This window comes from Shewanella sp. FDAARGOS_354 (assembly GCF_002209245.2).
In the GTDB taxonomy this organism is placed as follows: domain Bacteria; phylum Pseudomonadota; class Gammaproteobacteria; order Enterobacterales; family Shewanellaceae; genus Shewanella; species Shewanella xiamenensis.
This window is the reverse complement of the sequence record NZ_CP022089.2, coordinates 1,201,584-1,222,110: the sequence shown is the minus strand read 5'-3', so window position 1 is coordinate 1,222,110 and position 20,527 is coordinate 1,201,584. Positions and strand designations below refer to the sequence as shown.

The 20,527-nt window shown below is 43.9% G+C and carries 16 protein-coding genes and 1 pseudogene; 14 read left to right on the top strand and 3 right to left on the bottom strand.

The annotated features are described in order from the left end of the window. The first annotated feature begins 14 nt into the window (after positions 1–14). Positions 15–1,046, top strand: a complete 1,032-nt coding sequence (locus tag CEQ32_RS05590; RefSeq protein WP_055648380.1) for an isoaspartyl peptidase/L-asparaginase family protein — start codon at positions 15–17, stop codon at positions 1,044–1,046. 335 nt (positions 1,047–1,381) lie between these two features. On the opposite strand, the gene CEQ32_RS05585 is transcribed toward CEQ32_RS05590, so the two are convergent. After that, positions 1,382–4,093 carry a bifunctional acetate--CoA ligase family protein/GNAT family N-acetyltransferase gene (locus CEQ32_RS05585; RefSeq protein WP_088585661.1) on the bottom strand — a complete coding sequence of 904 codons (2,712 nt, stop codon included), beginning with the start codon at positions 4,091–4,093 and terminating at the stop codon, positions 1,382–1,384. A gap of 431 nt (positions 4,094–4,524) precedes the next feature. Between CEQ32_RS05585 and CEQ32_RS23255 the strand changes: the two genes are divergently transcribed. From CEQ32_RS23255 to CEQ32_RS05570, 3 genes are all read left to right on the top strand, one after another. Continuing rightward, the gene (locus tag CEQ32_RS23255; protein ID WP_413776996.1) at positions 4,525–5,364 is read left to right on the top strand and encodes a methyl-accepting chemotaxis protein; all 840 of its coding nucleotides are present in this window, start codon (positions 4,525–4,527) and stop codon (positions 5,362–5,364) included. Positions 5,365–5,680: 316 nt separating this feature from the next. Continuing rightward, a complete protein-coding gene (locus CEQ32_RS05575; protein ID WP_037429105.1) occupies positions 5,681–5,965 on the top strand; it encodes an STAS domain-containing protein in 285 nt (94 codons plus the stop codon). A 7-nt stretch (positions 5,966–5,972) separates the two neighbouring features. Next, the gene (locus tag CEQ32_RS05570) at positions 5,973–6,662 is read left to right on the top strand and encodes a response regulator (RefSeq protein ID WP_226871875.1); all 690 of its coding nucleotides are present in this window, start codon (positions 5,973–5,975) and stop codon (positions 6,660–6,662) included. Here CEQ32_RS05570 and CEQ32_RS05565 read toward each other — a convergent pair. Further along, complete coding sequence (locus tag CEQ32_RS05565; protein ID WP_055647838.1) at positions 6,609–7,556, bottom strand: IS30 family transposase; 948 nt, start codon at positions 7,554–7,556, stop codon at positions 6,609–6,611. The two genes, CEQ32_RS05570 and CEQ32_RS05565, sit on opposite strands and share 54 nt — an antisense overlap. 104 nt (positions 7,557–7,660) lie before the next feature. On the opposite strand from CEQ32_RS05565, the pseudogene CEQ32_RS05560 reads away from it, so the two are divergent. The 9 genes and pseudogenes from CEQ32_RS05560 to CEQ32_RS05520 all read left to right on the top strand — a co-directional run. Further along, positions 7,661–8,761: pseudogene (locus tag CEQ32_RS05560) on the top strand (SpoIIE family protein phosphatase); the annotation flags it as partial. A 3-nt stretch (positions 8,762–8,764) separates the two neighbouring features. Continuing rightward, on the top strand, positions 8,765–9,130 hold the full coding sequence (locus CEQ32_RS05555; RefSeq protein WP_037418002.1) for a response regulator: 366 nt from the start codon (positions 8,765–8,767) through the stop codon (positions 9,128–9,130). Between the two features lie 16 nt (positions 9,131–9,146). After that, the gene (locus CEQ32_RS05550) at positions 9,147–11,252 is read left to right on the top strand and encodes a chemotaxis protein CheA (protein WP_122040743.1); all 2,106 of its coding nucleotides are present in this window, start codon (positions 9,147–9,149) and stop codon (positions 11,250–11,252) included. Between the two features lie 14 nt (positions 11,253–11,266). Next, complete coding sequence (locus CEQ32_RS05545) at positions 11,267–11,779, top strand: chemotaxis protein CheW (protein ID WP_037418008.1); 513 nt, start codon at positions 11,267–11,269, stop codon at positions 11,777–11,779. 5 nt (positions 11,780–11,784) lie between these two features. Continuing rightward, positions 11,785–13,755, top strand: a complete 1,971-nt coding sequence (locus CEQ32_RS05540; RefSeq protein WP_088585659.1) for a methyl-accepting chemotaxis protein — start codon at positions 11,785–11,787, stop codon at positions 13,753–13,755. Next, a complete protein-coding gene (locus CEQ32_RS05535) occupies positions 13,756–14,607 on the top strand; it encodes a CheR family methyltransferase (RefSeq protein WP_055647834.1) in 852 nt (283 codons plus the stop codon). After that, positions 14,588–15,208, top strand: a complete 621-nt coding sequence (cheD, locus tag CEQ32_RS05530; RefSeq protein ID WP_037418018.1) for a chemoreceptor glutamine deamidase CheD — start codon at positions 14,588–14,590, stop codon at positions 15,206–15,208. Before CEQ32_RS05535 ends, cheD begins: the two co-directional genes overlap by 20 nt. Before the next feature lie 3 nt (positions 15,209–15,211). Beyond that, entirely contained in the window at positions 15,212–16,264 is a 1,053-nt protein-coding gene (locus CEQ32_RS05525; RefSeq protein WP_055647832.1) for a protein-glutamate methylesterase/protein-glutamine glutaminase, read from the top strand. 121 nt (positions 16,265–16,385) lie between these two features. Then, a complete protein-coding gene (locus CEQ32_RS05520) occupies positions 16,386–17,417 on the top strand; it encodes an IS630 family transposase (protein WP_047532823.1) in 1,032 nt (343 codons plus the stop codon). Positions 17,418–17,448: 31 nt separating this feature from the next. Here CEQ32_RS05520 and CEQ32_RS05515 read toward each other — a convergent pair whose 3' ends face one another. Next, positions 17,449–19,080 (bottom strand): diguanylate cyclase, encoded by a 1,632-nt coding sequence (locus CEQ32_RS05515; RefSeq protein WP_037429090.1) that lies wholly within the window; start codon positions 19,078–19,080, stop codon positions 17,449–17,451. A 351-nt stretch (positions 19,081–19,431) separates the two neighbouring features. Here CEQ32_RS05515 and CEQ32_RS05510 point away from each other — a divergent pair, with 351 nt between their 5' ends. Next, complete coding sequence (locus CEQ32_RS05510; RefSeq protein WP_122040742.1) at positions 19,432–20,454, top strand: nuclease-related domain-containing protein; 1,023 nt, start codon at positions 19,432–19,434, stop codon at positions 20,452–20,454. The last annotated feature ends 73 nt before the right edge of the window (positions 20,455–20,527 follow it).

Sequence of the window (20,527 nt, the reverse complement as noted above, 5' to 3'; positions counted from 1 at the left end):
AGGGGATGTAAATAATGAAAATAAAATTAGCCACCTTTAGTTTAATTCTCTCGAGTGCACTTTTTATGTCACAAAATACCCAAGCAAATGAAAAACCTTTTGCCATTGCGATCCACGGTGGCGCAGGCACGATTTCTAAAGCCAATCTCACGCCTGAACTGCGACAAGCCTATAAAGATAAACTAAAAGAAGCCGTCGATAAGGGCTCAAAAATATTAGAACAGGGTGGCGATAGCATACTTGCCGTACAAACAGCCATCAATGTATTGGAAAACAGCCCATTGTTTAACGCCGGTGTCGGTTCGGTTTACACCTATGATGGTGGTCATGAGTTAGATGCCTCTATCATGGATGGTAAAACCATGAATGCAGGCGCTGTGGCAGGTGTACGCCATATTGCTAATCCAATCGATTTAGCTATAGCGGTGATGAATAAGTCCGAGCATGTGATGCTCTCGGGCGCGGGTACTGAGGAGTTTGCCTTGACTCAAGGTTTTACGCTGGTACCTAACAGCCATTTTGATAGCGATGCCCGTTATCAGCAATTACTCGATGCCAGACAAAACTTGCAGGCGGCTGAAAAGTCCGAGCAAATTGCAGGCATTGAGATGAAAGATCTCGATTATAAATTTGGCACCGTTGGCGCAGTCGCTTTAGACAAAAACGGTAACTTAGCGGCGGGGACATCCACCGGCGGCATGACGGCTAAGCGCTTTGGCCGGATCGGGGATTCGCCAGTGATTGGTGCGGGCACTTATGCGGAAAACGGCGTTTGCGCTGTATCTGCAACGGGTCACGGTGAGTTTTTTATTCGCTACCAAGTGGCGGGCGATATCTGCGCCAAGGTGAAATACCAGCAAAAATCCATTATTCAAGCGGCGGATGAAGTGATTAATCAACGTCTTATCACGGCGGGCGGTTCTGGTGGGGTGATTGCGGTTGATCATCGAGGCAATGTTGCTACCCCCTTTAATACTGAGGGGATGTACCGTGCAACCCGCACCAATGGTGAACCCGCACAGGTAATGATTTGGCAGGATCAATAATGTGAGTCACCTGCGATCATCACAAAGAATAAGTGTCGCATAAGCGGCACTTATTATTTGTAAGACATTAGGGTGTGTTGACGTTTCGAGATTAAATGTTGATCGTTCCGGCAGTACGTGCTCGCGAAACGAGGAATGCTGTGTCGTTATTCTACTCAAATGACGAACGGCTCTTATGGCAGGAAGTAAGTCGAACCCTTGAGGAAGCATTTAGCTGGCGTTTCTGCCGCATTATCGTCCGTTTATGTAGAATAACTACACGGACTTTGCCTTGCATAAACGCCCGCCAAATTGCTGCAAAAATAACCCTAAAACGTCAACATACCCTAGGTATATCATGTATTGACAGGGCTGTTACTTTTGAGGTCCATATGCATTTTGATTAGATGCTCTTCCATATCGAAGGTCACCTTAAAGCCTAGGCTTTTAGCAAGACTTGCCATATTGCGGTTTTCAAACATGGTAAAGCCTGTAAGCACAGGGGTGTCATTGGCTTGATAGTATTTAATCAATTTTTCAAGCAGCAGTTTACCTAGCCCAATGCCTTGGTGATCCCCCCGTACCGCCATAGCAAATTCTGCCTCGGTATTATCGGGGTCGATGGAGGCCCTTACCGCGCCTAAGGTAATGTCATCACCGTCCGGTCCTTTGGCCGTAGCGATAAAGGCCATTTCGCGGGCATAATCGATTTGAGTCAATACCGCCATTTCCTCGTGGGTCATTTTCGAGCGTACGCCAAAATAGCGTTTATATCTGTCCTCATCGGAGAGGGAGTTATCAAAGGCCAAATGTTTAGGCTCATCCTCGGGAAGAATGGGGCGAAGCATCACTCTGAGGCCATTTTTTAGCTCGGCAAATTCTTCTAACTCTTTGGGGTAGGGCATGATGGCAAGTCGAGAGGGATTATCCGTATTGGCATCGTGTAGGCGGATATTCACATCGAGCAGGGTAATGTTTTCCCCCGCCGCCAGTACAGGGTTGAGATCCAGCGCCGCAATCTCTGGACAGTCGATAATTATGTGGGATATTTGCGTCAGCATCACGCATAGGGCGTTCATATCAAGCCCTAGTGGCAAATGCCGATCTTTTAACTTATGGGTTTTTAGGGCTTGGATGACCATATAACGGGCCAGTGCCATATTGAGTGGAGGCAAAGCAACCGCCGCATCCTGAGTCGGATCCCATTCTGAGCCGCCTTCACCCAAACAGATGGCTGGGCCAAAGACGGGATCGCTAATCACGGCGACACGGATTTCCTGCGCGCCCGCAGTCAGTGCCATCTTTTGTACTATCATGCCTTCGATAATGGCGTCCGGATTGGCCTGATGTACCCGCTGGGTAATTGCATTCGCGGCATGGCGAATGTCTTCCTCCGAGGTCAGATTAAGCATCACCCCGTGAACATCGGATTTATGCAAAATATTGGGTGATTGCACCTTGAGCGCAAGGGGGTAACCTGCCTCATTGGCTATAGCGACGGCCTCATCAGCATCTTTGACAAACCAAGTGTCGATAGTATTGAGGCCATAGGCGCGCAAAATCGGGCTGGCTTCATGGGTTTCGAGTACCGCTTTACCCTTGGCCTGCGCCGCTTGCAGCAATTTTCGCGCTGTTTGGCTATCGGTCGGAATATTGTCGGGGATCGACTGCGGCACTTCCTGTAGCAGTTTTTGATTGCGACGATATTCCACCATATGCATAAAGGCGCCTACTGCCCCTTCGGGGGTGCGATAGGTGGAGATGCCGCCCTTGGTAAAGCGTTTGCGGGCTTGATAGGCCGAGTCTTCACCGCTCCAGTTGGTGAGGATATTTAAACGGTTTTTCTTCGGATGCGCGTGGATAACTTTAATTAAGGCATCGGCAATCTCGACACTTTCACCAAGGGCTGAGGGCGAATGCAATACTAAAATGGCATCTAATTCCTCACTATCCATTAGGATGGAGAGCGCATTGGCATAGCGGCTAGCATTCGCATCACCGATAATATCCACCGGATTTTGCTTCGACCACGTCGAGGGCAGTACTGCATCAAGCTTAGCAAGCGTGTCTGGGGATAATTCTGCTAATTTCCCGCCGCGGAGGATCAGTTCATCGACGGCTAATACCGCGGGCCCGCCACCATTACTGATAATACCTAATCGCTCTCCCTGCAGTGGATTGGAGTGGGCAAGGCTTTCAACCGCGGCAAAAAGTTCTATTAAATCATTTACCCTCAGCATCCCCGCGCGCCTAAAGGCGGCTTCATACACAGCATCATTACCACCGATACCGCCCGTATGTTGTTTCGCGGCCCGTACGCCTTCGGCGCTGCGGCCCGATTTAATCACTAAAATCGGTTTATTACGCGAGGCTGCTCGGGCAGCAGAGAGAAAATGGCGCTTCTCATTAACTGAGTCGATATACAGCATAATGGCAGTGGTACGGCTATCGCGGCCGAGATAATCGAGCAGTTCATCGAAGTTAATATCAGTGGCATCGCCAAGGGAAATAAAAGACGAAAAGCCAATCCCTTTGTTATTTGCCCAATCGAGCACTGTGGTGCATATTGCCGCTGATTGGGATACAAACGCAATTTTGCCGGGTAAGGCACTCGCATGGGCAAGGCTAGCATTGAGTCCTAAGGGCGGTAAAAGCATCCCTAAACTATTAGGACCAAGGATACGCATGCCATAACGTTTGGCATGTTGCATGGCTAGGTCGAGTAAGCTTACACCATCATCGTTGACTTCCTGCGCCATCCCAGAAGCCATAATAATTGCCACTTTACAGCCAAATTGCGCGAGAGTTTCGACAATCGCGGGTACACGGCTAGCACGAGTACAAATCACCGCGAGGTCGGGTTTTATCGGTAAGGCTTCAATGTTGGGATAGGCAAGCACGCCCATAACCGCGCGATATTTGGGCGTAACGGGCATGATGGGCCCAGAAAACCCGCTGGATAGCAGGTTTTTCATTAGCACATTACCTGCTCGTTTCTCGCTATTAGAGGCGCCAATGATGGCAACGGATGTGGGTTTAAATAAGGAATGTAGTGTACGTTGACTCATAAATGATCCCATCCCAGACGAAGACGCTGCCAGTGTAACCTACGCACGTGGGGCTGCACAGTTTTGATTCAGGTATTGCGCGGTAAGTTTATTAGTAAATCATTAAGTTAAATGCGGTAAACATCATATTTTTATCTTTAATGAAACATTTTTAGTAACAGCGAGATCTCTGACTACAGAAGCGAAAACCTGTGGGCTTTGCGGAGATTTTGGTTGCCAAATGCTACAAGGCAGCAGATGGCAAACGTCTACTCCTTGCCTCTCGTCATCTGAGTCGACGTGTTACGAGAGTATAAGCTTGCCAGAGCGAAGATAATCTAATCAAGAAATGTCAACACGCCCTCAACAAAGTAAAATTTTTCCGTATTTGTTTGAAAACCCCTGAATCTCAAACTACTTTTTACACACGGATAAATTATTGTGAAGTGTTTATGAGATACATGGATGGCATCATCGCAGTCTTTGCAATAGCAATAGGTTACTTGGTGGGGTCTATTACCCTTTGGCTCCTCAGTCCGGTGTTGGCGGTTGCCGTGATGTTATGTTGGCAATTTTACCGTCAGCAGCAATCTTCGGTGGTGTCTAGCATATCTCAAGTAGAACAACGGGATGGCGTCGCTCTTGGTTGGCAAACGCACCAACGCTTATACCAAGAGGCGATTGCGACTGTTAGTGAATGTGAAAATAATATCCATAATGTCCTTCGGGTTCAGGAAGATGCGGTTAATTTACTCGGAGATTCTTTTGATGGCTTAGGCCGGCTGATGACTGAGCAAACGGGATTTATCTCTGATCTAGTAAAAAGTACTGATGATGCTGAGATATTTCACTCCGAGCAGATGAAACAATTTGCGAATAATACGTCGCAAACGTTAGAACGCTTTATTCAATCCACCATAGAAATGTCTGCCTCAACAATGGAATTGCTTGAGAAAGTTAATCTTATTTACGAATCCATGCCGCAGGCGATGAAGGCCTTACAGGATATCGATCAAATATCTTCTCAAACAAACTTACTCGCTTTAAATGCCGCGATTGAGGCGGCGCGTGCGGGGGAAGCGGGTAGAGGCTTTGCGGTCGTGGCGGATGAAGTGCGTGCATTGTCTAACCGCAGTTCTGGATTTAGTGAAAGTATTCAAAAACAACTGAGATCTATTCAGAATCAGATTGAACAACTCACCCAGCATGTAAGTAAAGTTGCCGCACAGGATATGAGTTATATTATTGATGCAAAAAAGATATTGATACAGCACTCAAACAAATTATCGTAAAGGCGGAAAAGGATTCTAAGGTCATTGCGCGCATTGATTCATCTGCGCATGAACTTGAAATAGCAATTTCAGATACGATAAGGGGATTACAATTTAGTGATATAACCTCTCAAAGTTTGTCACACACCAATCAAGCATTACATCATTTAAAAGAATCGCTCAAACAAGTCACAGCTATGTCTTATGAGGAGTTTGGAATTACCGGTGAAGACGTGACTGAAAAAATGAGTCGGCACCGAAATGAAAAACATAATCCCGTATCAAGGAATGAAATAACGAGTGGCGAAATCGAACTCTTTTAAATGGATATTATATTATGTCAAACATTCAGACCATTATCTTGCCAGAGCGATTTGACTTTTATTACCACAAAAATTTTACACGAGACTATCAACAAATCTTAACTCTTAAGGACGTTAATCATATTATTTTGGATTTTAGCCGAGTGTTATATCTTGATAGTTCAGCGTTAGGCATGATGGTACTGCTATATCGAAAAGCTCAAGAAAAGGGAATGTCGACATCAGTAAAAGGAGCTCATGGTCAAGCTGAGGAGATATTAACCATCGCCAACATGCAGAAAATTTATATCATCGAGTAACCTAGCTATGTCAGAGCACTCAGCAATTAATCACTTTGTATTGGTTGTCGATAATGATGCTGTTGTGAGTCAGTCTATCAGTGACTTTATTCATAGCAAAGGTTATAACGTGATTATCTGTGATAATCTTGAGGATGCTTTTTTTGAAATATCCATCAACAGAATTGATTTGATTTTAGTGAATTTCTTTCAGTCCGATGGTACAGCGTTGACATTGCTAGAAAATCTTCGTCAATTGAATAAGGAAATTCCAGTTGTCGTTGTAACTGATAGGAAAGAACCTCAGGCATTTTTAGATTGCTTTAAAATGGGGGTATTGGATTTTGTTGTTAAACCTATCAATGTTGAATTGTTTTGGTATAAAGCTGAAATTTTATTAACACGTATCAGATTGCAAGAAAAAGTTAAGCAGCAAAGTGTTGAACTCGAAAAAATGCTCTATGAAAAAGCAAGGGAAGAGCAACTGGCTCGTCATATTTTTGAGCATTTAGTGAATGTTGATAATAGCCAATTTGACTTTATAAAGTCATTTTCTCAAGCAAGTGCGAATTTTAGTGGCGATATTTTGTTAAATAGTGTCTCACCTAACGGTAATTTATTCATTATACCCGAATTCAACTGCGAAGTGCGACACTCGCCAATATCAAGCAGCCAATACCATTTCTTTAAAGACAATCGCTGGTTGCTTGAAATCTAAACACTTTTTCGGTCGATAATTTATCCGTGATAAAGCGAATTCAATATCACTGTCTGTTACCGTTGTTAGGTCGGTTCCTTTCTTCACATATTGCCTTAAAAGACCGTTAGCATTCTCATTGGCTCCACGCTCCCAAGAACTATAAGGGTGGGCAAAGTAAACATCAGCCTCCAACTCCTTTGCGATGGTTTCATGGCCTGCAAACTCTCTCCCGTTATCTGCCGTGATGGTATGGACATGCTCCTTGTAAGGCATGAGTAGCTCTATGGTTGCTCTAGTGACATCATCCGCTGACTTGGATGGCACTTTCTTCACCAAGTAAAATCGTGTTTTACGCTCTAAAATAGTCACCATCGCCCCCGTGCCGTGCTTGCCTAATACGGTGTCGATTTCCCAATCACCAAATCGCTCCTTACTGTCAACGATGCTTGGCCTATCATCGATAGAAACCGCATTTTTGATCGCTGGTGCTTTCTCTTTTTTACCGCGACGATACCGCTTGTGACCTTGCCTCAAGTGGCGATATAACTTGCCACCCGAGCGTTTATCCTGCGCAACAAATCGGTAGATCCACTCATAGCTGACAGCGGCACCGACTTTAGTTAATACACTGGAAATCTGCTCTGGACTCCAATCCGCTTCTAAAAGGAGGCGGATAAAATCAACACGCTCCTGAGGTATTCTGTATTTACGCGCTAATGTGCGTTTTTTGAGTGATAACACCTGAGCTTCGTTTGGGCAATAATGACTGCCCTTGCTGCCACGTTTAAGCTCCCGATATACCGTGGAGCGATGGCACTGAACGGTTTTAGCAATCTCAGAAACTGAAATCCCCCGTTCCAAAAGAGCAGAAATCTGGTATCTTCTGCCTTCGGTCAACTGCTGATAATTCATGGTAGTACTGCTTGTTTCTTTGGCGAGAAGAGCGTACCACTTTTAGCAGTTGGCTTCCTCTTCTACACCTTTCCATGAATGTCGCACTTATTATCTGAAATCGGGTGCTAGCTGATTCAACAGGTCACGGTCTTAGTGCTGCAATGCCTATCATGCGAGTGGCAAGTACATTTAAAGCTATGGTTTATAAGTGCTTTTCACTAGTAACCTTAATCTATGAGCTTAATGAAAAATTATTTTACGAAAATCCAGATGATAGATTTGTTGCCTGCATTCTTCTTGAAGCCGATTTATTTCGTAATAAACTTTATGTTTGGAATGGTGGTATGCCGCCTGTTTTTCTTCACCTCAGACATAATAATCAATCTCAAGATAATAATTCGTGGCTAAATAAAGTGTTTAAGTCAACGAATATGGCGCTTGGAATTTTACCGCCAAATACATTTATTGCAGACATTGTTGAGATTGATTTGCCGCACGAAGGATATGCATGTCTATATAGCGATGGATTAATTGAACAGCCATTATTTGATAACTCTCAGTTTGGTATGGAGCGACTTAATGCTCTGTTTCATGAAAAGTTAGACTCCTTGCCTTATTTTTTTAAAGAAAATTTTGATAATAATTCTCTGGATAATCATATTGTTGATGATATTAGTGTTTGCACTCTTGATTTTCAGCGTCTTCATGACTGGTATCGTTCTCAAGATGTTAGGCATTTATTATCAAATAAGAATGGAGAGTTTGATTGGGATATCAAGATATCAGGACCTATGCTACTAAGTGCGGATTACTTGAGTATGCTCAACCAGTTTTTATCAGCATTTGGTTTTGCGACATATTTTTGTCAAAGAGTATTTACGGTAGTGGCCGAGTTATTTAGTAATGCTATCGACCATGGTGTACTAAAATTAGATTCTAGACTAAAAAATGATCCTGAAGGCTTTGAATTGTACCATAGTATAAGAGATGGCTGCGCAGATAGGCTTACTTCAAATGATTGGGTAAAAGTGAGCATAACGTGGAATGACAGGTATGAACTGTTGATCACTGTGTCTGATAGTGGCAAAGGATTTACTGGTTTTGATAAATCGATTTCAAATTATCCTGAACTTTCTGGACGAGGCTTATCACTGGTGAAAAAATTATGTAAACACTATGAATTAATTTCTCCCGGTAATATCACTAAAGTGGTTATGGAATAGGGCATGAGTAAAAAAATATTAATTGTTGATGATTCTGCTGCCATTCGACAGATGGTTGAAGCCACGCTGAAATCAGCAAACTATCTAGTCACTTTGGCTAAAGATGGCCAAGAGGCTCTCGATTTGTGTAGTAGCCAGCGATTTGATTTTATTTTGACTGACCAAAATATGCCGAGAATGGATGGTTTAACCTTAATTAAATCTTTGCGAGGGATGTCCGCATATATGCGAACCCCAATCATAATGCTAACCACTGAAGCGGGAGAAGATATGAAAGCCCAAGGAAAAGCGGTTGGTGCAACGGGATGGATGGTTAAGCCTTTTGACCCGCAAAAATTATTAGCAATAACCGCCAAAGTGCTGGGTTGAAGGTATCGGGGGCAATATGTCCATTAATATGGCTGAGTTTCATCAAGTCTTTTTTGAAGAAAGCCATGAGCATCTTGAAAGCATGGAGCAACTGCTTATTGCCCTCGATCTTCAGTCGCCAGATCCCGAGGAGTTAAATACTATTTTTCGAGCGGCGCACTCTATTAAGGGAGGCAGTGGTATTTTTGGCTTTACGGCGCTCACCAGTGTCACTCACGTAATGGAAAACCTACTCGATAAAGTGAGAAAGGGTACATTTGAGTTATCTTCCGGGGTCATTGATTTACTTTTGAAGACGGTTGACACGCTATCCCACATTCTTAGCTTGTATCGTGAAGATTCACCAATTGATTGGCAACAGGTTGAATTTGCTAAAAATCAATTAATTGCAGCATTAAATGGTGAGCCTTTTTCGATTACCCATTCTAACGAAACGTTCACTTCGCCAATTCAAACAGCAGTGCCACACACAGCAACGGTTTTACCCAAGGCCTGTGACGAGAATGATCTCGGCTTTGGTTTTTTTGAAGATGATGTCAAATTAACCTTAGCCATTGAAAATCAAGATTTTGGTTTTTTTGATGAAGCGTATATTGCGAAAGAAATTAGTATTGATGATTTAAGCAAAACGGTCACAAATAGTCAGCAACTTAGTACAGCGCCTGACGATGACTTAGGTTTTGGTTTCTTTGAGTCTTTAACAGCTGAAAGCATTGACAGTGAAATTGATGCTTTAGTGCAGATTAAAACTAATCCAGCACATCCCATCATTGAGCCAATTGCAGAGCCTATTAGTCATCATTCCGGTGCTAAAGTGCCTCGTTATACAGGCAAAGTCACGCAAACCGAAAAAACAGAACCCACAGATTTGGTTACTTCAAATGCATCAAATCAGCATGTGGCTTCTGCGGTCACATCACCACAAACAATTGTTGCGACTAAAAAAGTCAACACGACCACTCAAGATGCCACATTAAGAGTCGAAACCTCCAAAATCGATACCCTAGTCAATCTTGCGGGTGAATTGGTTATTACCCAGTCAATGTTGACCCTCATTGGTAATGAGCTGTCGGGTGAATTGGGTGAAAGGCTTAAGACTGCATTGGTCGAACTTGAGCGAAATACGCGGGAGATGCAAGAGGCTGTGATGTCGGTCCGAATGTTGCCAGTTTCCTTTGTATTCAACCGGTTTCATCGATTAGTCAGGGATTTATCAGAACAACTCGGCAAAAATGTCAATCTCGTGATCGAAGGTGGCAACACGGAAATCGATAAGGGCATGATTGAAAAGCTGGTCGATCCGCTCACGCATCTAGTACGCAATAGTTTAGACCATGGTATTGAAAAACCAGAAGTCAGGCGTGCGTTGGGTAAAGCTGAAACGGCCCAATTATCGCTTAAAGCAAGTCAGCGGGGGGGCTGTATTGTCATTGCTGTGCACGATGATGGTGCTGGATTACATCGCGAGAGGATCTTACAAAAAGCCCGAGAAAATAATATGCCAGTTGCGGATAACATGCCGGATAAACTGATTTGGCAACTGATTTTTACCGCCGGATTTTCGACCGCCAAGGAAATTACTGATGTTTCTGGCCGTGGTGTCGGGATGGATGTTGTTCGTCGAAATATTGAAGCACTAGGCGGACGAATCGATATCGATTCCGTGGCGGGTCATGGGGCTACCTTTGAAATTCAATTGCCACTGACCTTAGCCATTGTTGATGGGATGAGTGTGAGTGTGGGGAATCAAATCTATATTCTACCGCTAGTCCATATTATCGAATCAATACAACCCCATAATGAGCAGCTAACGTCCTTCGCTCACGAGCGTTTAATCCGAGTCAGGGAAGAATATTTACCCCTATTAAACCTGCATCAATTGATGGAAATCGATCCGTTTGCCAAGCGTCCCGAAGAGGGCATTGTGGTGCTCCTTGAAAGCAACAATAAACGTTTTGGATTGTTTGTTGATGCATTGGTTGGTCAGCAGCAGGTTGTGATTAAAAGTCTTGAAAAACATTATCGTCGGATCCCTGGCGTGTCTGGAGCCACCATTATGGGAGATGGTAGTGTCGCTTTAATTCTCGATGTGGAATCACTGGCCCAGCATATTAAGCATTAACTGAGGACATGCTAATGGAAAGTCGCACATTGCTCGGCCCTAAACCGGAATTTAGTGCCCATGATGAAGTAGAGTTTTTAAGTTTTGTGCTGGGTGAAGAACACTATGCATTGGACATTATGTCGGTAAAAGAAATAAGAGGTTACGAGCCTGTCACAAAAATTGCCAATGCGCCCAGTTTTATTAAAGGAGTGCTTAACCTGCGTGGTGATATCGTACCGATTGTCGATTTACGAATGAAATTTAATGTCGGAACAGCTACTTATGATGAGTTCACGATAGTGATTATGCTCAATGTTTGTGACCGAATTGTCGGCATCGTGGTCGATGCTGTTTCAGATGTCATTAAACTGGCGAGTGAAGCCATTTTACCCGCCCCGCAATTTGGCGCTGCCTTTGATAGTCGCTATCTCAAAGGTCTCGCAACCGTTGAAGAAAAAATGATTATTTTGGTCAATATTCAAGCTCTTATCAGCAGTGATGAGTTGGGGCTAATGGATACAAACAGTCTTTCTGAGCAGGAGTAAACACTATGGGTATCTTAGATATTTTCGGTAATACCGAAGAGCGCCAACGTCGAGATGAAGAGCGCCAACGTTATTTCCAATTGCTCGATAACAGTGGTAATAATTTCATGATTGCCGATAGTGAGCGCAATATCATTTACGCCAATAAAGCCGTACTGAATATGCTGTCAGAGGCTGAGGCTGATATCCGTAAACAGTTACCCCAGTTTTCCGTTGCCAAGATCGTTGGCAGTAATATCGATATCTTCCATGTTAATCCCGCTCATCAGCGCAATATGCTAGAAAGATTAACACAACCACATACGGCACAAATCAGCATTGGTAAGCGTACCTTTAAATTGATACTGACACCTATTATTTCCCGTGATAATAAGCATTTAGGGACTGGTGTTGAGTGGATTGACCGCACTGAAAGTATTGAAGCTGAACGGGCAACCCAACGCATATTAGAAGCGCTCAATAACACAAGCACCAATGTGATGATCGCCGATGCCAATCGAACCATTATTTATATGAACCGTTCAGTTGAAGCCATGTTAAGCCGCTCTGAAAGTGAAATTCGCCAGGTTTTACCCCATTTCGCCGTGGATAAGATCATCGGTAGTTCTATGGATATCTTCCACCGTAATCCGGCGCATCAAGCGAGTCTGCTTGACAAGCTCGATCGTAAATATGAGTCGCAGATCAAAGTGGCGAGTTGTCATTTCCGTCTAACGGCAAGCCCGATTATTGCAAAGTCAGGTGAACGGTTAGGCACAGTTGTTGAGTGGCTCGACCGTACTGAAGAAGTACAAGTTGAACAAGAAATTGCTCGGATCGTTGGGGCAGCCGCTGCGGGAGACTTTACCCAACGTGTTGATAGTCAAAGTAAGCAGGGTTTTTTCTTAATGTTAGCGAATAGCCTCAATGCTTTGATTGAAACCTCTGATAGAGGATTACAAGATGTTGCTCGTGTGCTAATGGCCATGGCTGAAGGGGATTTGACCACGAGGATTTATAACGAGTATGAAGGCACCTTTAATGATTTAAAAAACTATTCAAACCAAACCGCTGAAAAGCTCTCTTATATGATAAGAGATATTCAAAAAGCAGCTGATACCATCAATACCGCATCTACTGAAATCGCTCAAGGTAATGCCGATCTGTCCAGTCGAACAGAGGAGCAAGCCTCGAGTCTCGAAGAGACTTCCGCCAGCATGGAAGAGTTAACGGGAACTGTAAAATTAAATGCTGATAATGCCAGCCAAGCCAATGCGTTAGCTTCAAAAGCTGCCGATGTGGCTGAAGATGGGGGAGAGCTTATCCAGCAAGTCGTGCAAACCATGGCGTCAATCAACGAATCCGCGCGCAAAATTGCCGATATTATTGGTGTGATCGATGGTATTGCCTTTCAAACCAATATCTTAGCGCTCAATGCTGCGGTCGAGGCAGCCAGAGCCGGTGAGCAGGGGCGTGGGTTTGCGGTCGTGGCCTCAGAAGTGCGAAGCTTGGCTCAACGTTCTGCAAATGCAGCGAAAGACATTAAGGCATTAATCTCTGACTCGGTCAGTAAAATTGAGAGCGGCAATAGCCTCGTCGGAAAATCCGGCGATACCATGAAGGAAATTGTCATTGCAATCAAACGAGTGAACGACATTATGGCGGAAATAGCCTCCGCCTCTAATGAGCAAGCGATTGGTATCGATGAAATAGGCAAAGCCGTTGTGCAAATGGATGAAATGACGCAGCAAAATGCGGCGTTAGTCGAAGAAGCCGCTGCGGCTGCTGAAAGTATGCAATCTCAGGCGCAGCAACTTGCTGATAGTGTGGCAAATTTCAAAGTCGATGAGGAAACAAGCGTAATTGGCCGCACCTCTGAGCTTAAAAAAATAGCGACTAAAACCCCCTCATTAGCACGAGTGTCCACGAAACCTAAAGCAATGACGCCTAAGCCTAGGTTAAATAAAGTCGATCAAGATGAATGGGAAGACTTTTGATTGAGTGATCTCAGACCGCTAGGTAAGGAATATGCGTTTACATTGGCTCACTTTAAGGCGGTGAAGACCCTGCTGTATCAGTTCGCTGGTATAAAATTAGCCGACAGTAAAGACGCTATGGTGTATAGCCGATTAGTGAGGCGAATTAGGGCACTGAAATTATCGGGATTTACGGCTTATTTAGAGTATTTACAAGCCAATGAATGCGAACACCAGGAATTTATTAATGCACTCACGACTAATCAAACCGCGTTCTTTCGTGAGCCGCATCATTTTGAGGTGTTAAAACGCTATTTACAGACTCATCCACACACAAAACGGATCTGGTGTGCTGCAAGTAGCACGGGTGAAGAACCTTATTCAATAGCTATGGTTGTCGCTGAGCATTTTGGTCGATTTAATACGCCGATTGAGATAATAGCGTCAGATATTGACAGTGCAGTCTTAAAAAAAGCGCAGACGGGGATTTATCCGATAGAGCGTATTGAGACGGTGAGCGATGAGCGTAAAACGTTATTTTTTCAGCGGGGTAAAGGGGCGAAACTCGGTCAAGTCCGTGTGATCCCGGAATTAAAGCAAATGTTGCAGTTTACTCGAATCAACTTAGTTGATTCTTTTTGGTCGATTAAAACCCCCGTCGATATTATTTTTTGCCGAAATGTAATGATTTATTTCGATAAAGCAACTCAAGAAGCCATTTTAAAACATATGGTGCTGTCACTAACGGAAGAGGGGTTATATATCGCGGGACATTCTGAAAATTTCAATATGTTTCCACAGATCCTCACCCCTGTAGGACAAACTACTTATCAGGCCGTAAAGGGAAAAACGAGTGCTAAGACCGAATATTGAATATCCTGCCCTAGGGCCAAATCGGTATTTTGATCACTTGTTTGATTGTGAAGCCGTGAAAATTATGCCGGGTGAATATTATGCCACTCGGGAGGGTAACTTAATTGTGACTGTATTAGGGTCGTGTATTGCCGTTTGCTTATATGACCTCGAACGGAAAATTGGTGGCATGAATCACTTTTTATTGCCCAGTTGTGATAATCATGGAAATGGTATTTTAGCTGAATCAGCGCGTTATGGTGTCTATGCGATGGAGTTGCTGATCAATGATTTATTGAAATTAGGTGCAAGACGGCAGTTCATTGAAGCGAAGGTGTTTGGTGGTGGCAACATGCTATCAGGATTAACATTACACAATATTGGTGAGCGTAATGCTGAATTTGTGTTGGATTACTTGCAGATAGAGCAAATACCCGTCATCGCTGCGGACTTACTCGATATTTACCCGCGTAAAGTGTACTTCTTCCCGGAAACAGGATTAGTTAAAGTTAGAAAAATCAAGACGATGCATAATAGCACTATTATGGATAGGGAAAGTGAATACCGCTTACGGATTAAAAATCTTCCGAGTGGTGGGGATGTGGAACTCTTTGGTGAATAGCAGATGGCAATAAAGGTATTAGTGGTAGACGATTCAGCCTTAATCCGCAGTCTGTTGGGCAGGATGGTCGAGTCCGATCCTGAGTTGTGTCTCGTTGGCATGGCAGTCGATGCCTATATGGCCAAGGATATGGTGAATCAATTTCGGCCAGATGTGATTACCTTAGATATTGAAATGCCAAAGGTTGATGGACTCACTTTTTTAGATCGATTAATGAAGGCAAGACCAACAGCTGTCGTGATGATTTCTGCCTTAACCGAAGAGGGCGCAGATGCGACATTCAATGCACTAGCTCTGGGAGCTGTGGATTTTATTCCTAAGCCTAAGCTGGATTCACCTCAGGGATTTAATGAATATCAGGATTTAATCCTCGAAAAAATTAAGTCTGCGGCAAAGGCAAAGTTGCAAAGCCTGCCTGCACCGACCATAACGCTGAAACCCAGTTTAAAACCTGCCTTAAATCAACGTACTGTTAATACCCAGTTAGTGGCTATTGGAGCTTCCACTGGCGGGACCGAGGCTATTTTGCACCTTTTACAACAATTTCCTGCGGTTATGCCGCCAATCGTGATTACGCAACATATGCCTGCTGGATTTACCCGTACCTTTGCAGAACGACTAAACAAACTCACTCGTCTTAATGTAAAGCAAGCTGAGGAAGGGGAGCGGTTATTACCTTGTTATGCCTACATAGCACCAGGGGATCAGCACTTAGAAATCATCAAAGTCGGTGGGAGTTTTAAGGCAAAGCTTAGCCAAGGTGACAAAGTCAGTGGGCATAGACCATCAGTGGACGTGTTATTCCATTCATTGGCTCAATATGCGGGCGCGAATGCGACAGCTGTGATCCTAACTGGTATGGGTAAAGATGGGGCCGATGGGATGGAAGCGATAGATAAGCAAGGTGGCAAAACCTTTGCCCAAGGAGAGCAGAGTTGTGTGGTATTTGGTATGCCTAAAGAGGCGATCAAACGCGGTGCGATTCATCATATAGTAGAATTGCCTCAATTAGGGGATAAACTGCTCCAGTATTTGGCATCATTAAAACGAGACTAGGTCATGCTGATTTTTACCCTAAATAGCTGTTCCAAATAGTAGATCAAAGGAAGGGAACTCAGTCCTGTTTGAGCGATCTGATCTATCGCCAAACAAACCCACCACTCGCCGAGGACTGAGAATGGCCATCTTACCACCACTTTGTCGCGCAGAGCGCAAACAACTACAGAAATTGATCCATAAAACCAAGGATAAACACTTCGCTCGACGTCTTATCGCTATGCTGATGCTGCATCAAGGGCTGTCGATTACTGACGTTCATCATGCTACTGGTGCAGCACGCTCCAGTATTGGTCGTTGGTTAGGCTGGTATACCGAAAGCGGCGTTGATGGGCTTAAATCTCTGCCGCTGGGACGGCCGGCAAGCTTGCCCATAGACCCCATATTGCTCTGTCTATCTTTGCTTATTCAGCTATGCCCACAGGACTTTGGTTACCAACGTAGCCGCTGGAGCAGTGAACTGCTTGCCATGGTGATTAATGCACAGCTTAAGCTCAACATCGCTGCATCCACCGTCCGCCGATTACTACCCAAAGCAGGAATGGTCTGGCGCCGCTCGGTTCCGACATTGCGTATCAAAGACCCACACAAAGAGGAGAAAATGGCCGCGATAAATCAGGCACTTGAGCAGTGTTGCGTCGAGCATCCGGTTTTCTATGAAGATGAAGTAGACATCGACTTGAACCCAAAAATCGGGGCAGATTGGATGCCAAAAGGACAGCAAAAACGCGTTGTCACCCCAGGCAAAAACCGTAAGCATTACATAGCTGGAGCCCTGCATGCCAGCACCGGAAAAGTGCTTTATGTAAGCAGCGATAGCAAAGCGTCAGAGCTGTTTATTGCCATGTTGGAGAAGCTTAAGCGTCATTACCGCAAAGCCAAAACCATCACGCTCATCCTGGACAATTACATTATTCATAAGAGCCGTAAGACCGTAGCTTGGCTCAAGCATAATCCCAAATTCAGATTACTATTTCAGCCGGTATACTCGCCGTGGGTCAACAAGATAGAACGCTTATGGCTCGCACTGCATGAAACGGTAACCCGCAATCACGCTTGCAGGAACATACGGGAACTGCTTGGCATGGTATGGCATTTTATGGGAACCGTTTCCCCATTTCCTGGCAGTGGGCATGGCACGGCGAAAATGTAGCTGTATTCGGATCAGCTATTTAGGCAATACATTAAACTAAGGTATTGATAATACAATTTCGTCCGCTTCGTTTGGCTTCATACAAGTTTTTATCCGCTAATAATAAACACTCTTGAAACTGATGACATTCGGTTGAAAATGCCAAACCACCACTCAATGTGACTTTAAATTCGGCGCCTTCTTCAACAAACACAATATGGCTAAAGCTTTCGCGAATGGCATTAATTTTGGCAATCGCCAGCGGTGCGGGCATGTCAGGTATGACCAGCATAAACTCCTCACCGCCATAACGCCCCATAAAATCCGCAGGGCGTAGGGACTGTTGTAACAGGTGCGAAAAAGCTAATAGAACCTTATCACCACCTGAATGGCCATAAGTATCATTCACTTGCTTAAAGTGATCTAGATCCAGCATCGCGATACATACGCAAGAGTTTGCTCGTTTGGCTAAGCTGAAACTATGACGAGCCGCAACAAGGATTTGAGTATGATTCAATAAGCCCGTTAAACTGTCACGGCTGGCAGAACTGCGTATATCATGGCCACGTTGCGCGCGGGAAATCACTTGGGTAACAAAGAGGCTGGGGGCCGTTTGTTTAGAGATAAGATCATCGGATCCCGCCTGAATAATGCTGACTTTATTTTGCATGGTGTCATCTGAGCTCAACACTAAAATAGGGCTTGAAGTATATTTATCGAGCTGACGGATCATTCTTGCCAGTTCTAAGCCATTTACCTCCGGCATATAGAGATCAAAGATAAATAAATCCGGTTCAAATTGCTCCAGGGTTGGCATGACGTGCTCGGGTTTGGTCATGCCTCTAACCATTAACCCATGGCTACGTAATAAGCTCGAAAAATAATCCACCATCGATTGCTGATCATCCACTAACAGCACTTTAAGGGGAGGCTTATCGGACATTTTGAGCCATTGATGAATTTTACGAACCAACAATGTTGTTTCGGCCGGTTTAACAAAATACTCGCTGACATTGGCACGAATCGCTAATAAACGCATATCAAAATCGCCACGAGAAGATAATACAAATACCCGAGTATTATTTTTCTCAAATTCGGTGGCGGCTTCGAATAGTGCCTCTTCGGTATAATCGGGCAAGATAAGATCTAATAAAATTAAATCGAATGGACTTGAGTATTGCACCTTGAGAAAGTCGGTAAAATTTAAGAAATGTTGCACATTAAAACCAAACTCGTGTAGTTGTTTTGTGATCATTAAGCCCACATTACTGTCATCTTCGATGATGGCAATACAGTATTCATGGCGAGACTTTGAGGGTTTATAGGGGCTTTGTTGCATTTGCGCCTCAACCACGGGGGCCGCAGGCTGACAATGCTGATTATTTTGCAGTAACTGGTGAAAAAGCGTATCTAGGCCTTTGATCACATTTAGCGTTGGTGCTGGGGTGTCGAGAAGATGTTTCAATTGAAGCTCAAGCTTATCGACTAGATCTTTGGTCTCGATTAAGCCAAAGGTTTCACAGGAACCTTTTAAATTATGCACTTCGCGATAAACGGCTGACAGCATATGTCCTTGCCAGTTTTTCCGTAGTGAGATCCATAACGTAATGATTTGTTTCTTTTTATCAGGCAAAGCATGTAAATACTGACGTTTGAGTTGTTCTAAGGATTCTTCAAGACTCATAAAACCATCACCATGATAAGGATTTACAGAATAAACTGGTGCAGCGCTGCTGCGTATGCAATACCCCTTAGAGATTTAGTATTTAGTTGTGTTTTGTTGGGTACCTAATGAGTGTAAACCAAGGGAGAAAAAATGCGGCAGAAATACAGTGTTAATAACATTTAAACCTTAAAGCTACCTATTTTTAGCTGAAGTGATACTTTGATAGCGCTTAGTGGAAATAACCTATGCAATTAGAAAATAATAAGTAAGATCAATTAATTTATAAGCGTTAGCAATGGTAACAGGAGTGATTTCAACGTGAAGGGATGCGTAAAGAATATCAGGCACAACGCCAAGTTTTGTATATTGTTGGCTGTAACGGCCAGTGTCGTTGGTATTTATCCATTCTCGCTAAAAGCATTAGAGAAACAAGATTCTGAAGCCATCTGTATCCTTATCCAAAGTGAGATCCAAGATTGGCATCCAACCACGCCGCGTTATCAGGAGCTCAAAGCAAGATTCGATGAGCGTTGTCAGCAACCCGTAGCCAATGGCATAAAATCCCTAACTAACCAGCCTAAAACGCAATTCACTGCTCGCCATGATACGCCGGAGCAGAAATCCAATGTGATCCCTACCGAGATAACACCTAAACATACGCCCACTCCAAGCGCGATCTCACCTATTTCCTCAATACTCGAGGCGCTATCTATTCTTGTGAGTATCCCAGTCTTTATGATTGTGTTGACTGTAGCCATATGGCTATTTCGTCCATTGCTAAGACGATACCGAGCCGAAAGGTTAGGCCAACAGGGTGAAAAGCGAGTCGCTAACTTACTCAAGCAAGGACTAAAAGATGAGGACTACCGACTTTATCGTAATCTAATTTTACCCATGGATGAGTTGAGTGAAGGCACGCCCTCTTTGACAGAGGTTGATTTAGTCTTATTGACTCATTTTGGTGTTTTTGTTCTTGAAGTTAAAAATTACTCTGGCTGGATATTTGGGGGAGAGAAGCAAGCGCAGTGGACGCAGAAAATTTTTACTAAACAAACTCGCTTTAAAAATCCGCTCCATCAAAATTATAAACATTGTTTAGCGGTTGCCCATTGCTTAGGGTTAGTCGAGGGGCTCCATTCTGTAGTCGTTTTTAGTGATGAGGTGAGCTTTAAAACCCCATTGCCTAAAAATGTGGTAAATGAGTCGGGACTTTTGAGTTTTATCGCTCAATATAAAGTACAAACGAGTGAAACTTCTCAAAACACACATTTAGAATTTTCTCGCGCTGCAGAACGGCTGGATATCGCCAAGCAGCAGTCGAACTCTGATGCTAAGTCATTGCACTTAAAGCAGTTTAAGCATCGTCGCGTTGAACCAACCATCTCAAGTTGATATTAGAGTTAGATTCTCGCTAAGGTGATAATGAATGGATTATTGCGCTATCTTTAAGAACACCATATAACCT